Origin of the sequence: Streptomyces sp. NPDC003456 (assembly GCF_042878735.1) — a bacterium.
In the GTDB taxonomy this organism is placed as follows: domain Bacteria; phylum Actinomycetota; class Actinomycetes; order Streptomycetales; family Streptomycetaceae; genus Streptomyces.
This window is the reverse complement of the sequence record NZ_JBIAOK010000006.1, coordinates 1-15242: the sequence shown is the minus strand read 5'-3', so window position 1 is coordinate 15242 and position 15242 is coordinate 1. Positions and strand designations below refer to the sequence as shown.

Below are 15242 nucleotides of genomic sequence, written 5' to 3'. Positions count from 1 at the left end.
CGAACCGTAGCCGCCGCCACTGACATCGCGGCACCGGCCGGTCCCCGCGACCTGCGCGCCAGGGCCCCCGCCACCCCCGCCGACGGCGGAACGAACCGTTCCTGTCCCCTATTGAGGGATCGTTTCACCCGTACGGATTAAATGTGCTCAAGCCGCCGGAAGGTGCCACTCCCGGCCCCCTACGGTCGCCGAATGATGAGCAGTACTCCGGAGATCCCGACCCGCTCGGCCCGCAGCACCGGCGCACACCGGGCGCACCGGGAAGCGCGTGACCGCGGGGCGGCGCGCACGCTGGCGCAGCGGCCGCCCGCGCGCTACGAGCCCTACCTGGACGGCCTGTTCACCTACTGCCTGTCCGTGCTGTGCGACCACGACGCCGCGACCGGCGCCCTGGGCGACGTCCTCGCCCTCGCCGAACGCCGCGGCCGGCACGTGCCCCAGGCCCCCGCCGAACGCCGGGCCTGGCTGTACGCGCTGGCCCGCTGGGCGTGCCTGCGCAAGCTGGCCGAGGCCAAGCAGAAACGTCAGAGCAGCCACGCGGCGGGCCGTTCCGGCCGGCAGCACGCCGAGCGCCCGGCCGAGCCCGCCCCCTCGGAGGAGGTGCAGGAGCACCGCCGCCGCGAACTGGCCCAGCTGGCCTGGCCGGAGGCCGCCGGCACCACCCCCGAGCAGCGCGAGGCGCTCGAACTGGCCGTGCGCCACCACCTCTCCGCGCACGAGGTCGCCGCCGTCCTCGGCCGGGACGTGGCCGCCACCCGCGATCTGCTCGCCTCCGCGGCCTGCGAGGTGGAACGCACGCGTGCGGCCCTCGCCGTCGTCGAGACCGGCACCTGCCCCAGCGTCGCCCACCTCGTCGGCGACGACCGGCTCGTCCTCGGCACGACCCTGCGCCGCGAACTGGTCCGGCACGTCGACGACTGCCCGCGCTGCCGCCGCACCGCCGAGCGCGCCATCCCCGGCCGCTGGCCCGGCACCAGCGTCACCCCCGCCGAACTGCCCGTCCTCGCGGCGCCCCGCGCGGCCCTGCACGTCGCCATGGCCCACCACTCGCGCGCGCGGGGCGACGCACCGCGCTTCGACCGGCGCGGCTTCCCGATGGACCCCAAGGACCACGCCGCCCGGCGGGACCGCCTGCGCGCGCGTGCCGTCACCACGACCGTCGTCGCCACCGTCGTGGCCGCCCCGGTCCTCGCCCTGTGGGCCGCCTACCGCGGCACCCCGGTCGGGGAGGGAGAGGACGGCCGCTCCGCCTCCGCCAGCGAGGCCGACGACCCGTACGGCATGGACGGCGAGATCGCGGGCGGCGGCTACGAGAACGCCGGCAACGCGAGCACCCGCCCCGGTCCCCGCTTCGGCGAGGACGGCAAGGCCGACGTCTCCGTCGAGGTCGTCGGCGTCGCCGGCGCGGGCCGCGCAAGCGCCCTGGACGTGACGGCCGACAACAGCGGCGACACCACCCTGATCACCCTGACCGCCACCGGCCCGGCCACGGTGAGCTGGTCCGCCTCCACCGGAGCCGGCTGGCTCTACCTCAGCCGCTCCTCGGGCACGCTCCGACCGGGGCAGTCGGTGACGATCCAGGTGTACGTCGACCATCTGCGCGAGCCCGCCGGCGCCTGGCAGGCACGGGTGGCGATCGCACCGGCCGGCGCGGTCGTGCACATCGGGGGCTACGGCACCGCGCCCAGCCCCGCCGGCCCCGGCACCCACCCCGGCAAGCCGAGCGGTCAGCCCTCGACCCGGCCCGACCCGACCCCGACGACCTCCGCACCGGACCCGGACCCCACGCCCACGACCCCGCCGCCGTCCCCCGACCCGGACCCCACCCCGACTCCGACGGACCCCACACCCACCGAGCCGGCGGGCTCGACGCCCCCGCCGTCCGGCAGCGATGACCCGAGCCCGGCCACGTCGTAAGGGGCGACCCGTCAGGCCGCCGGACCGGCCGGGGGCACGGGCGGGGCCGGATCCGCCGGGTGCGGCGCCACCATCGGCAGCTGCGAGGCCAGCCGCTGCTCGCACAGCTCGACCAGCCGGTCGTAACCGGCCTTGCCCATCAGCTCGATCAGCTCGGGCCGGTAGGAGACGTAGACCGGCTCGCCCGCGCCGTGCGCCGAGGTCGCCGAGGTGCACCACCAGTGCAGGTCGTGCCCGCCCGGGCCCCAGCCGCGGCGGTCGTACTCACCGATCGACACCTGCAGCACGCGCGTGTCGTCGGGCCGGTCGATCCACTCGTAGGTCCGGCGCACCGGCAGCTGCCAGCACACGTCCGGCTTGGTCTCCAGAGGCTCGCGGCCCTCCTTGAGGGCGAGGATGTGCAGCGAGCAGCCCATGCCGCCGGGGAAGCCCGGCCGGTTCTGGAAGATGCACGAGCCCTGGAAGGGCCGGGTCTGCCGGTCGCCGTCCTCGTCCTCGGAGACCCAGCCGTTCCGCGTGCCCTCGGCGTGGTGCTGCCAGATGTCCGGGGTGAGCCTGGCCACATGCTCGGCGACGCGCTTCTCGTCGTCCTCGTCCGAGAAGTGGGCACCCAACGTGCAGCACCCGTCGTCCGCGCGGCCCGCCTGGATGCCCTGGCAGCCGCTGCCGAAGATGCAGTTCCAGCGAGAGGTCAGCCATGTCAGATCGCAGCGGAACACCTGCTCGTCGTCCGCCGGATCGGGAAACTCCACCCACGCCCGGGCGAAGTCGAGGCCCTGCTCGTCGGGAATCGCGACGCCAGGTGATTTGTCGCGCTTGGCCTTTTTCGTCTTTGGCACGCCTCCAGGGTACGGGCCGGGTGCCCGCACCGAGGACCGCGGAGGACCGGGCGGGCAGTAGCGTGCCCTACATGAGACTCGGTGTCCTCGACGTGGGTTCGAACACGGTGCATCTGCTGGTGGTGGACGCGCACCCCGGCGCGTGCCCCCTGCCCGCGCACTCGCACAAGGCGGAGCTGCGCCTGGCCCAGCTCCTCGATGAGGACGGCGCCATCGGCCCCCACGGCGTCGACCGGCTGATCTCGGTCGTCCACGGGGCACTGCAGGCCGCCGAGGACAAGGGCGTCGAGGAGATGCTCCCGTTCGCCACCTCCGCCGTGCGCGAGGCCCGCAACGCCGACGACGTCCTCGCGCGCGTGCGCAGCGAGACCGGCGTCGAGCTGCAGGTCCTCACCGGCGAGGAGGAGGCGCGGCTCACCTTCCTCGCCGCCCGCCGCTGGTTCGGCTGGTCGGCCGGGAAGCTGCTCGTCCTGGACATCGGCGGCGGCTCCCTGGAGATCGCCTACGGCATGGACGAGGAGCCCCACACGGCCGCCTCCCTGCCCCTGGGCGCCGGGCGCCTCACCGCCGGCTGGCTGCCCGGCGACCCGCCCGCCCCCGACGACGTGCGGGCCCTGCGCCGCCACGTGCGCACCGAGATCGCCCGCACGGTCGGCGAGTTCAGCCGGCTCGGCCCCCCGGACCATGTGGTCGCCACCTCCAAGACGTTCAAGCAGCTGGCCCGCATCGCCGGCGCCGCCCGCTCCGCCGAGGGCCTGTACGTGCAGCGCGAGCTGAAGCGCGAGTCCCTGGAGGGCTGGGTGCCGAGGCTGGCCGGGATGACCGAGCGCGAGCGCGCCGAGCTGCCCGGGGTGTCCGAGGGCCGGGCCGGCCAGCTGCTGGCGGGCGCCCTGGTCGCCGAGGCCGCACTCGACCTGTTCGGCGTGGAGCGCGTGGAGATCTGCCCCTGGGCCCTCAGGGAAGGCGTGATCCTGCGCAAGCTGGACCACATGGAGACCGCGTAGCGGCCCCGCGGGGACCGGAGCGAGCGGGAGGAACCGGCCGCGGCTTCACGTGGCAATCACCACAACGGCCAGGAGACCCCCCACTTCCCGCCCACCCCACCCCGTAATCTGTGCTGCATGGCAGAGCCAGCCGTAAAGATCCCGGACGCGAAGGTCGCCCTCTCGACGGCCTCGGTCTACCCGGAGTCGACGGCCACGGCCTTCGAGATCGCCGCGCGCCTCGGCTACGACGGAGTCGAGGTCATGGTCTGGACCGACCCGGTCAGCCAGGACATCGAGGCCCTGCGCAGACTCAGCGACTACCACCGCATCCCGATCCTCGCCGTGCACGCCCCCTGCCTGCTCATCACGCAGCGCGTCTGGTCCACCGACCCCTGGACCAAGCTCCAGCGGGCCCGCGCGGCGGCCGAGAAGCTCGGCGCGAGCACGGTCGTCGTCCACCCCCCGTTCCGCTGGCAGCGCCAGTACGCGCGCGACTTCGTCACGGGCATCTGGCGCATGGCGAACGAGACGGACGTACGGTTCGCCGTCGAGAACATGTACCCCTGGCGCTACCGCGACCGCGAGATGCTCGCCTACGCCCCCGACTGGGACGTCACCAACGACGACTACCGGCACTTCACGATCGACCTCAGCCACACGGCGACGGCCCGCTCCGACGCGCTGGCCATGGTCGACCGCATGGGCGACCGCCTCGGCCACGTCCACCTCGCCGACGGCCGCGGCTCCGCCAAGGACGAGCACCTCGTGCCCGGCCGCGGCACTCAGCCCTGCGCCGAGGTGCTGGAGCGGCTGGCCCTGACCGGCTTCGACGGCCACGTCGTCATCGAGGTCAACACCCGCCGCGCCATGTCGAGCGCGGAGCGCGAGGCCGACCTCGCCGAGGCCCTGGCCTTCACCCGCCTGCACCTGGCCGCGGCGGCGAAGGTCCCGCGCCCATGACCGACCGGCCCGCGCCCGGCGGCGGTGAGGGCGCCACCGCGCGCCGCCGCGGCCGCCCGCCGCGCACCGAGTCGGCCGGCACCCGCGAACGCATCCTCACCGCCGCCCGCGACGAGTTCTCCGAGCGCGGCTACGAGAAGACCTCCGTGCGCGGCATCGCCAAGTCCGCCGGCGTCGACTCGGCCCTGGTCCACCACTACTTCGGCACCAAGGAGCAGGTCTTCGAGGCGGCGATCACCCAGTCCTTCGGCCCGGCCCTGCAAGCGCCGAAGGCCATCGAGGAGGGACCGCTCGACGGCGTGGGCGAGCGGCTGGCCCGCTTCTTCTTCGGCGTGTGGGAGAACCAGGCGACCCGGGCGCCCCTGCTCGCGATCGTCCGCTCCGCCCTCACCAACGACACCGCGGCCGCCGTCTTCCGCCGGATCGTCGCCACCCAGGTGCTGCGCCGCATCGCCGTGCGGCTGGAGCTGCCGGACGCCGAGCTGCGCGCCGAGCTCGCCGCCGCCCAGCTCGTGGGCACGGCGATCCTGCGCTACGTGATCAAGGTCGAGCCGCTGGCCTCGGCGGACCCGGAGCAGATCATCGAGCGGCTGGCCCCCGTGGTCCAGGGACACCTGACCGATCCCTGACCCTTCCGGACGGCGCATACGAGACGACCGTCCCGCATTCCGGACACCGCGTCCCGCCCTCTGGATGACCGGCGTACGCTCGACAGCAGTCAGAAATCTCCGAATCCTCTGACGCAGTCTCTGAAGGAGCGAGCGACGATGCCCGAGCTGAGGTCCCGCACAGTCACCCACGGCCGCAACATGGCGGGCGCCCGCGCCCTGATGCGCGCCTCCGGTGTACCGGGTGCGGACATCGGCCGCAAGCCGATCATCGCGGTCGCCAACAGCTTCACCGAGTTCGTCCCCGGGCACACGCACCTGGCGCCGGTCGGCCGGATCGTCAGCGAGGCCGTCAGGGAGGCCGGCGGCATCCCGCGCGAGTTCAACACCATCGCCGTGGACGACGGCATCGCCATGGGCCACGGCGGCATGCTCTACTCCCTGCCCTCGCGCGACCTGATCGCGGACAGCGTGGAGTACATGGTCGAGGCCCACTGCGCCGACGCCCTGATCTGCATCTCCAACTGCGACAAGATCACCCCGGGCATGCTCAACGCCGCCCTGCGGCTCAACATCCCCACGGTGTTCGTCTCCGGCGGGCCCATGGAGTCCGGCCGCGCCACCCTGGTCGACGGCACGGTCCGCACGCTCGACCTGGTCGACGCGATCTCCGACGCCGTGAACGACAAGATCTCGGACGAGGACATCCTCCGCATCGAGGAGAACGCCTGCCCGACCTGCGGCTCCTGTTCCGGCATGTTCACCGCCAACTCGATGAACTGCCTGACCGAGGCCATCGGCCTGTCCCTGCCGGGCAACGGCTCGGTCCTCGCCACGCACACCGCCCGCAAGCAGCTGTACGTGAACGCGGCCAGGACGGTCATGGACATCACCCGCCGCTACTACGAGCAGGACGACGAGACGGTCCTGCCCCGCAGCGTGGCGTCCTTCGCGGCCTTCCAGAACGCCATGGCCCTCGACATCGCCATGGGCGGCTCCACCAACACGATCCTGCACCTGCTGGCCGCCGCCCAGGAGGCGGGCGTCCCCTTCGGCCTCGAGGAGATCGACGAGGTCTCCCGCCGCGTGCCGTGCCTGGCCAAGGTCGCCCCGAACGTGGCCAAGGACCGCACGTACTACATGGAGGACGTGCACCGCGCCGGCGGCATCCCCGCCCTGCTGGGCGAACTGCACCGCGCCGGCCTGCTCAACGAGGACGTGCACTCGGTGCACAGCCCCTCCCTGGGCGACTGGCTGAAGACCTGGGACGTGCGCGGCGGCTCCCCGTCCGCCGAGGCCGTCGAGCTGTGGCACGCGGCCCCCGGCTGCGTCCGCTCCGCCGAGGCCTTCTCCCAGTCCGAGCGCTGGGAGGCCCTGGACGAGGACGCCGAGGGCGGGTGCATCCGCTCCGCCGAGCACGCCTACTCCAAGGACGGCGGCCTGGCGGTCCTCAAGGGAAACCTCGCCGTGGACGGCTGCGTCGTGAAGACGGCCGGCGTCGACGAGTCCATCTGGACCTTCGAGGGCCCGGCGGTCGTCTGCGAGTCGCAGGAGGAGGCCGTCCAGAAGATCCTCACCCAGCAGGTCAAGGACGGCGACGTCGTCGTCATCCGCTACGAGGGCCCCAAGGGCGGCCCCGGCATGCAGGAGATGCTCTACCCGACCTCGTACCTGAAGGGCCGCGGCCTCGGGAAGTCCTGCGCGCTGGTCACGGACGGCCGCTTCTCCGGCGGCACCTCCGGCCTGTCCATCGGCCACGCCTCGCCCGAGGCGGCCGCGGGCGGCACCATCGCCCTGGTCGAGGACGGCGACCGCATCCGCATCGACATCCCGGGCCGCTCGATCGACCTGCTGGTCGACGACGCCGAACTGGCCCGCCGCGAGCAGGCCCTGGCCGGCCGGTACGCCCCGAAGAACCGCGACCGCAAGGTCTCCGCGGCCCTGCGCGCCTACGCGGCCATGGCGACCAGCGCCGACAAGGGCGCCGTGCGGGACGTGTCGAAGCTGGGCTGACCCCGCGTCATCCACCGAGGGCCGCCTCCCGCGACCGGGGGGCGGCCCTCGCCGTGCACGCTCACCAGGCCGCCGGATCAAGCCCGTTGACGGCGAACACCGCGCCGTCGGGGGCGCTGCCGTAGACCCGGTCGCCCACCACCAGCGGCTCGGGGAGGGAGGCCGGCACCCGGTCGGACCGCTCACCCAGCCGGACCGGCGTCTGCCCGACGAGCCTGCCCCGCCGGGCGTCGACGGCGAGCAGCCGCCCGTCGGGCGCGCTCACGTACACATGCCGGCCGTCGGATGCCGGCCTGGACGCCCGCACGACCCCCGTCTCCAGGGTCCACAGCTGCCGGCGCGCGGCGAGGTCCACGGCCGTCAACGCCCCGCCGGCCGCCATGAGATGGACGACGTCCCCGCGCACGGCGCCCTGGACCTGAGCCAGCGGGACCCGCAACGGGACCTTTTCGGTCCGGCGGCTGCGGGGGTCGTGGCGCACCACGGCCCGCGCCTGACCGCTCGCGGTGTCCACGGCCACCGCCACGAGCGCCCCGTCCGCCGTGCCGACGGCCTCCAGGTTCCCCTCCAGCCCCGCCTGCCACCGCACCGCACCGGTCCGCGGCTCCACGGCGGTGACCCGCGTGCGGCTCCCGTCGGCGGACACGCCCAGCGCGTACGCCAGCCGGTCACCGGGGAACGACACGAAGTACGGCACGTCCTGCCCGGGCACCCGGTGGCTCCACCGCACCCGGCCCGAGGCGGCCTCCACCCCGCTGACCGTCCCGTCGGAGGCGGTGAGCAGCACCATGCCCCCCACGGCCCGCAGCCCGCCGTACGCCGGCAGCTCCTGCCGGGACACCTCGCCCGACGCCAGCTCCACGGCCGTCAGCTCCCGGCCCTGACCGAGACCGCCCAGCACCCTGCCGTCCGCCACGACCGGCGCCCCGGCCGGCGGCCCGCTCGCGGCGGCACCCTTCAGCGCCCGCCGCCACAGCAGCCGCCCGTCCACGGCGTCCCGCGCGAACACCAGCCCGTCCTGCGCGCACACCACGGCGCCCGTCGCGTACGAGCACTGCGGCGTGCTCCGGCCGTCGAGCGGCTCCGCCTCCCACCCGGAGAACGCGGCTGCCGTGGCCCGCGGCGAGGCGGCCCCGCCCGCCGGCTCACCACCCTCCGGCAGGCCCACCAGCGCCAGCACCCCGGCGGCGGCCAGGGCCAGCGCCCCGGCCGCCACGGCCCCCCGCTTCACCAGCCGGCCGGACCTCGCAGGCGCGGGCACCTCACCGGCCGGCGCCTCGGGCGCGGGCTCCGCCGGCTCCTCCTCGGTGCGCTGCGCGGGTATGAAGGCCTGCGTGTCGTACGAGGCCGCCACCGACCGCAGCTCCCGCATCAACTCGTCCGGCGAGGGCCGGTCCTCGGGCTCCTTGGCCAGGCACCGCTGCACGAGGGGAGCCAACTCCTCCGGCACGCCCGTCAGTTCCGGCTCGTCGTGCACGACCTGGTAGGCGACCACGTACGGACTGTCCGAGTCGAACGGGCCCCGCCCGGTCGCCGCGTGGACCATCACCGACCCGAGGGCGAACACGTCGGCCGCGGGCCCGACCTCCCTCGGCCGCCGGAACTGCTCGGGCGCCATGAACGGCGGTGTCCCGATGAGCTTCCCGGTCTCGGTGCGCAACTCGCTGTCCTTCGGCCGGGAGATGCCGAAGTCGATGACCTTCGGCCCGTCCTCGGCGAGCAGCACGTTGCTCGGCTTCAGATCCCGGTGCACGACCCCGACCCGGTGGATGTCCCGCAGCGCCTCGGCGAGTCCGGCCATCAGCCGCCGCAACCGGGCCGGAGGCAACGGCCCGTTCCGCTTCACCTCTTGGGCGAGCGTCGGGCCCGGGATGTACAAGGTGGCCATCCAGGGCCGCCCGGCCTCGGGGTCGGCGTCCACGACCGGCGCGGTGAACGCCCCGCTGACCCGCCGGGCAGCTCCCACCTCCTGCCGGAAACGCCCCCTGAACTCCGGGTCCTTGGCGAACTCCGCGTGCACGACCTTCACGGCGAGCTTCATCCCGGAGGTGCTGCGCGCCAGATGCACGACCCCCATCCCGCCGGAACCCAGGCAGGACTCCAGGCGGTAGTGCCCGGCGTATTCGGGAAGTTCCGCTTCCGGGCCCGCTCCGGCGTTCCGCTGTGGCGCCATGGGACCACCCCCGTGCTGTTCGTCCGCGCGCGCGACGCACGGAGCCTAGTCGATGACTCGTACGGGACAGAGGCGGCTTGCCAGCCTCCAGCGGCGAGTCGCGCACATGTGTTTGAGAGCGTGATTCCAGGGAATCAACGGGACCCCACGGCAGACGTGGGGCTCAACGGGGGAGGAACACATGTCAGTCGAGCCTGCCGAGATCGAGCGCACCGAGCAGCCGGAGGACGCCGCCGGCGCCGCCGGGCCGGTCGTCACCACCCTGGCCGCGGCGGCCACGACCTACCCGATCGCACCGGGCACGAGCGTCAACGTCCGCAGCGGCCCCGGCACCGGTTACCCGGTCGTCAAGGTCCTGCCCGCCGGATCCAGGGTCTCCATCAACTGCCAGTCGCCGGGCACGTGGGTCACGGGCCCCTACGGCACCACCAACATCTGGGACAACATCGCGAGCGGTCAGTACATCTCCGACGCCTTCGTCCAGACGGGCAGCGACGGCTACATCCGCCCCCGCTGCTCCTGACCACCCGCCCGGACCGGTGTGGCCCACCCCCACTGCGGGCCACACCGCACCGGACACCCCAGGCACCCCGCAGGTCCCTCTACGCCGGCCCGGTCGACCGCGGGTACCGCGAATCCACAGTCGGCCGCCGATACTGCTGAGACAGCCGGCACCGCTGAGACTGCCGGTACCGCCGGCCCGCCGCCGATACCGCCGGCACCCCCGGTCGCCGGGCACCACCGCCGCCCCCCTGCGAGCCATAATCGACGGGTGAGCGCAGAGACAGGCACCCCGGCCCCCGGCCCGGCCCCGCACCCGGAGCCCCTCCGGTTCTTCGGCACCAGCTGGGTGAACCACGACGACGGCTACACCGCCCGCCGCGTCGCCGTGGCCGCCGGCTCCCTCGTCGCCGCCGCCGCTTCCTGCCTCGTCCTCCGCCTCGCCTACCAGGGCCTCCAGATCGCCGCGATCGGCAGCTTCGTCACGCTCCTGACGACCGCGATGTTCGCGATCTGCAGTGCGATGGCCTTCCGCCACACCTGGGAGGGCTTCACCCGGCGCCAGGACCCCGACCGCCAGGCGTCCCTGCGCGGCCTCCTCACCATCGGCTTCGTCGGCTCCCTCCTCGCCTACTTCTTCCGCTCCCTCACCGAGGCCCCCGGCGAGAAGCTGTACCGCGCCGAGTACGAGGAAGCCCGCCGCCGGCACGAGAAGCGCGCCACCCGCCGCACAGGCAACCCGTCGAAGAAGCGCCGCCGCGCCTGACGTTCCCGCCCCCTCCACCGGCACCCCGGACTCTCGGGCCCCGACCCTCAGCGGCTCCGACCGGCGTCCCGAGGTTCCGGGCCCGGTCCTCCCGGCCGCTTCGGACAGAAGTCCGAGCGCTCCCCGTCCCGACCGCCGGACACCGCCCACCGAGTCTCAGCGCCGCCCGCCCGGCCCCGGACGTCCCCACCGCAATCCCACCGCTCCGGCGAGCCCGGGCACGGTCACCGCGTTCTCACGGCCCCCGCCCGGTACCTCGCACCGAGGCCTCACCACCCGACCGGTGCCCGGCACCTTCACCGCGATCGGCCGCCCCGCCCCTCACGTTCCAGACGCTTGACGCCCCTCACCCTCAGGAGCATTATTCATCACATGATGAATAATGCTCCCGCGTCCCCGCGCCCGGACCCCGACCCCCAGGGCCGACCCGCCCCGGCCGCCCCGGCAACCGCCCCGGCCGTCCGCGCCGAGCACCTCACCGTCGTCCGGGGCACCCGCACGGTCCTGCGCGACCTCTCCTTCACCGTCCCGCGCGGCCAGATCACCGGCCTCCTCGGCCCCTCCGGCTGCGGCAAGTCCACCCTCATGCGCGCGATCGTCGGCACCCAGGCCAAGGTCACCGGCACCCTCGACGTCCTCGGCCGCCCCGCCGGCCACCCCGCCCTGCGCACCCGCATCGGCTACGTCACCCAGGCCCCGTCCGTCTACGACGACCTGACGGTCCGCCAGAACCTCGACTACTTCGCGGCGATCCTCGACCCGGGCCGCGCCCACGCCGACCGCCGCCACGAGCACGTCACCCGCGCCATCGCCGACGTCGACCTCACCACCCACGCCGACGCCCTGGCCGGCAACCTCTCCGGCGGCCAGCGCAACCGCGTCTCCCTCGCCGTGGCCCTCCTCGGCACCCCCGAGATCCTGGTCCTCGACGAACCGACCGTCGGCCTCGACCCGGTCCTGCGCCGGGACCTGTGGACCCTCTTCCACGACATCGCGGCCGGCCGCGGCGCCACCCTCCTGGTCTCCTCCCACGTCATGGACGAGGCGGAGCGCTGCCACCGCCTGCTGCTCATGCGCGAGGGCCGCCTCCTCGCCGACGAGAACCCCGACGCCCTCCGCGCCCGCACCGGCTCCGACACCGTCGAAGAGGCCTTCCTGCACCTGGTCGACGAGGCCAGGGCCGCAGCCCGCACCAAGGAGACGACCCGATGACCACCGCGACCACACCCCCGGCCGCCCCCGCCCCCGCCGAGCCCACCGCGCCCCCACGCGCCCTCAGCGCCTCCCGCACCACCGCCACCGCGACCCGGGTCCTGCGCCAGCTCACCCACGACCCGCGCACCATCGCGCTGCTGATCCTCATCCCCTGCGTGATGCTGTTCCTGCTGCGCTACGTCTTCGACGGCAGCCCCCGCACCTTCGACAACATCGGCGCGTCCCTCCTCGGCATCTTCCCGCTGATCACGATGTTCCTGGTGACGTCCATCGCCACCCTGCGCGAACGCACCTCCGGCACCCTCGAACGCCTCCTCGCCATGCCCCTCGGCAAGGGCGACCTCATCGCCGGCTACGCCCTCGCCTTCGGCACCCTCGCGATCATCCAGTCCGCTCTCGCCACCGGCCTCGCCCTCTGGCTGCTCGGCCTGGACGTCACCGGCAGCCCCTGGCTCCTGCTCCTCGTGGCGCTCCTCGACGCCCTGCTCGGCACGGCCCTCGGCCTGTTCGTCTCCGCCTTCGCGGCCTCGGAGTTCCAGGCGGTCCAGTTCATGCCGGCGGTGATCTTCCCCCAGCTCCTGCTGTGCGGCCTGTTCACCCCGCGCGACCAGATGCACCCCGTCCTCGAGACCGTCTCCGACGTGCTGCCCATGTCGTACGCGGTGGACGGCATGAACGAGGTCCTGCACCACACCGACATGACGGCCACGTTCGTCCGGGACGTGTCGATCGTCGCCGGATGCGCCCTGCTGGTCCTCACCCTGGGAGCGGCCACCCTCCGCCGCCGCACCATGTGACCGGCCCGGGCGCGCGTCCCGCCCACCGGACACGCCCACCGCCCCGCCACCCCGGGTGCGAGGATGAAGCAGGACGACGCGCAACCCCCGGAGGGCACCGAAAGCCATGACCCAGAAAGTCGCAGTCCTCGGCACCGGCAAGATCGGCGAAGCCCTGCTCAGCGGGATGATCCGCGCCGGCTGGACCCCGGCCGACCTCCTGGTCACCGCCCGCCGCCAGGAACGGGCGGAGGAACTCCGCACCCGCTACGGCGTCACCCCGGTGACCAACGCCGAAGCCGCCAAGACCGCCGACACCCTGATCCTCACGGTCAAGCCGCAGGACATGGGCACCCTCCTCGACGAGCTGGCCCCGCACGTCCCCGCCGACCGCCTGGTCATCAGCGGTGCCGCCGGCATCCCCACGGCCTACTTCGAAGAGCGCCTCGCCCCCGGCACCCCCGTGGTCCGCGTCATGACGAACACCCCGGCCCTCGTCGACGAGGCGATGTCCGTCATCTCCGCCGGCACCCACGCCACCGCCGAGCACCTCACCCACACCGAGGAGCTCTTCGGCGCCGTCGGCAAGACGCTGCGCGTCCCCGAGTCCCAGCAGGACGCCTGTACCGCCCTCTCCGGCTCCGGCCCGGCGTACTTCTTCTACCTGGTCGAAGCCATGACCGACGCCGGCATCCTGCTCGGCCTGCCCCGCGACAAGGCGCACGACCTCATCGTCCAGTCCGCCATCGGCGCCGCGACGATGCTCCGCGACAGCGGCGAGCACCCGGTCAAGCTCCGCGAGAACGTGACGTCCCCCGCCGGCACGACGATCAACGCCATCCGCGAACTCGAGAACCACGGCGTGCGGGCCGCCCTCATCGCCGCCCTGGAAGCCGCCCGCGACCGCAGCCGCGCCCTGGCCTCGGGCAACAGCAGCTGACGACCGAGAGGGGGCGGCCGCGCACCGCCCCCACCGCACCCTCACGTCACACGGTGCCTCCGGTGCCCGCGCCGACCGTCTCGGCCAGCGGCTCCAGCAGCCCGATCGCGCGGTACGCGGCGTCCACCGTCGGCCGCGCCATCGCCCGGGCCCGCTCGGCACCGGCCCGCAGCACCGCCTCCACCTCGCCGGGATCGGCACACAGCTCCTTGTGCCTCTCCTGCACGGGCCGCAGCACCTCCACCACGGCCTCGGCGGTGTCCCTCTTCAGATCCCCGTAGGACGCGTACGCCCCGGCGAGGCTCTCGGGGTCCCCGTCCGTGCAGGCGGCGAGGATCTCCAGCAGATTCGCGAGCCCCGGCCGGGCCTCCCGGTCGTACACGACCTCCCGACCGCTGTCGGTGACGGCCCGCATGACCTTCTTGCGCACCACGTCCGGCTCGTCCAGCAGATAGACGATCCCCGGCCCGACGTCGTCGCTCTTGCCCATCTTGGACGTCGGGTCCTGCAGGTTCATCACCCGCGCCGCCACCTGGGGCCGCGTGGCCCGCGGTACGGCGAACGTGTGCCCGTACCGCTGGTTGAACCGCACCGCCAGATCCCGGGCCAGCTCCACGTGCTGGCGCTGATCGTCCCCGACCGGCACCTCAGCGGCCCCGTACGCCAGGATGTCCGCCGCCATCAGTACCGGATAGGTCAGCAGCGACAGCCGCACGCTCCCGCCCCGCCGCTGCTCCCGCGCGGCCTTCTCCTTGTACTGGATCATCCGCCGCATCTCACCGTCGGTGGCCACGCACTCCAGCACGTACGACAGCCGCGCGTGCTCGTCCACGTGGCTCTGCACGAACACCGTGCACAACTCGGGGTCGAGCCCGGCCGCCAGCAGCAGACTCGCGGCCTGCCGGCTGAGCCGGCGCACCCGCGCCGGATCGTGGTCCACGGTCAGGGCGTGCAGATCGACGACACAGAAGAGGGCGTCCGCCTCGTGCTGGTCGACCGCGGCCCACCGCCGCAACGCTCCCAGGTAGTTCCCCAGCGTCAGATGCCCCGTCGGCTTGACCCCGCTGAAGACCCGCGTCATCTCTGTTCCACCTTCCGGTCCGGGACCACCGCCCCGGCCCGGCCGCCCCTCCGTCGGTACCGGAGGGAGAAACAGAAACGGCCGCCGAAGCGGCGGCCGTCGAGTGCGTACGTGAGCGCGGCCGCCGTCAGGCGGCCCACCAGGACTGGTGACACGTACGCGTGGTCATGCACCCCACAGTACGCCTCTGCGGTGCCGCCCACCCGGCACTTGACACGCCCTGCCCCGCTCCGTAGTGTTCTCCGAGTTGCCCGACGTGAGAGCCGACTCCGGTCGGTCCCCGGGCAGCCACTCCGCACGTACCCACCTCTACTCGACGGGCAGAACTCTGTCCTCGATGCATTGGTGCGCGTATTCGCGGAAATGAGGAATCCACGTTCGAAAGGACGCGGCCCCCGATTAGGTCGGGAGCCGGGGAATCCGCTAAAGTCTCACTCGTCGGAACGGCCCAACAGCCGTGAGGACAA

General features: G+C 73.6%; 13 protein-coding genes. 10 read left to right on the top strand and 3 right to left on the bottom strand.

Annotated features, from left to right (window positions below; genetic code table 11):
* Positions 1-192 precede the first annotated feature (192 nt).
* Positions 193-1917, top strand: a complete 1725-nt coding sequence (locus ACFYWG_RS24340; RefSeq protein WP_389203553.1) for a hypothetical protein — start codon at positions 193-195, stop codon at positions 1915-1917.
* An 11-nt stretch (positions 1918-1928) separates the two neighbouring features.
* Here the strand turns inward: ACFYWG_RS24340 and ACFYWG_RS24335 are convergent, their stop codons facing one another.
* The gene (locus tag ACFYWG_RS24335; protein WP_383510210.1) at positions 1929-2756 is read right to left on the bottom strand and encodes a hypothetical protein; all 828 of its coding nucleotides are present in this window, start codon (positions 2754-2756) and stop codon (positions 1929-1931) included.
* A 71-nt stretch (positions 2757-2827) separates the two neighbouring features.
* On the opposite strand from ACFYWG_RS24335, the gene ACFYWG_RS24330 reads away from it, so the two are divergent.
* The 4 genes from ACFYWG_RS24330 (at position 2828) to ilvD (ending at position 7323) form a co-directional block, all read left to right on the top strand.
* Complete coding sequence (locus ACFYWG_RS24330; RefSeq protein ID WP_383510207.1) at positions 2828-3760, top strand: Ppx/GppA family phosphatase; 933 nt, start codon at positions 2828-2830, stop codon at positions 3758-3760.
* A gap of 117 nt (positions 3761-3877) precedes the next feature.
* Positions 3878-4702, top strand: a complete 825-nt coding sequence (locus tag ACFYWG_RS24325; RefSeq protein ID WP_376327964.1) for a sugar phosphate isomerase/epimerase family protein — start codon at positions 3878-3880, stop codon at positions 4700-4702.
* Complete coding sequence (locus ACFYWG_RS24320; protein WP_383510203.1) at positions 4699-5331, top strand: TetR family transcriptional regulator; 633 nt, start codon at positions 4699-4701, stop codon at positions 5329-5331. Before ACFYWG_RS24325 ends, ACFYWG_RS24320 begins: the two co-directional genes overlap by 4 nt.
* Before the next feature lie 138 nt (positions 5332-5469).
* Complete coding sequence (gene ilvD, locus ACFYWG_RS24315) at positions 5470-7323, top strand: dihydroxy-acid dehydratase (RefSeq protein ID WP_376327961.1); 1854 nt, start codon at positions 5470-5472, stop codon at positions 7321-7323.
* 61 nt (positions 7324-7384) lie between these two features.
* Here the strand turns inward: ilvD and ACFYWG_RS24310 are convergent, their stop codons facing one another.
* Positions 7385-9496, bottom strand: a complete 2112-nt coding sequence (locus tag ACFYWG_RS24310; RefSeq protein ID WP_383510200.1) for a PQQ-binding-like beta-propeller repeat protein — start codon at positions 9494-9496, stop codon at positions 7385-7387.
* A gap of 181 nt (positions 9497-9677) precedes the next feature.
* Between ACFYWG_RS24310 and ACFYWG_RS24305 the strand changes: the two genes are divergently transcribed.
* The 5 genes from ACFYWG_RS24305 to proC all read left to right on the top strand — a co-directional run bounded on the left by ACFYWG_RS24305 (position 9678) and on the right by proC (position 13694).
* Positions 9678-10019 (top strand): SH3 domain-containing protein, encoded by a 342-nt coding sequence (locus ACFYWG_RS24305; protein ID WP_376327956.1) that lies wholly within the window; start codon positions 9678-9680, stop codon positions 10017-10019.
* 249 nt (positions 10020-10268) lie between these two features.
* Complete coding sequence (locus tag ACFYWG_RS24300; RefSeq protein WP_383510197.1) at positions 10269-10763, top strand: EamA/RhaT family transporter; 495 nt, start codon at positions 10269-10271, stop codon at positions 10761-10763.
* Between the two features lie 372 nt (positions 10764-11135).
* Positions 11136-11975, top strand: a complete 840-nt coding sequence (locus ACFYWG_RS24295) for an ABC transporter ATP-binding protein (protein ID WP_383510194.1) — start codon at positions 11136-11138, stop codon at positions 11973-11975.
* On the top strand, positions 11972-12775 hold the full coding sequence (locus ACFYWG_RS24290; protein WP_376327952.1) for an ABC transporter permease: 804 nt from the start codon (positions 11972-11974) through the stop codon (positions 12773-12775). The genes ACFYWG_RS24295 and ACFYWG_RS24290 overlap by 4 nt, the downstream gene beginning before the upstream one ends.
* Before the next feature lie 106 nt (positions 12776-12881).
* Complete coding sequence (gene proC / locus ACFYWG_RS24285) at positions 12882-13694, top strand: pyrroline-5-carboxylate reductase (RefSeq protein WP_383510191.1); 813 nt, start codon at positions 12882-12884, stop codon at positions 13692-13694.
* Between the two features lie 46 nt (positions 13695-13740).
* On the opposite strand, the gene trpS is transcribed toward proC, so the two are convergent.
* A complete protein-coding gene (trpS, locus tag ACFYWG_RS24280) occupies positions 13741-14775 on the bottom strand; it encodes a tryptophan--tRNA ligase (RefSeq protein ID WP_389203547.1) in 1035 nt (344 codons plus the stop codon).
* Between the last annotated feature and the right edge of the window lie 467 nt (positions 14776-15242).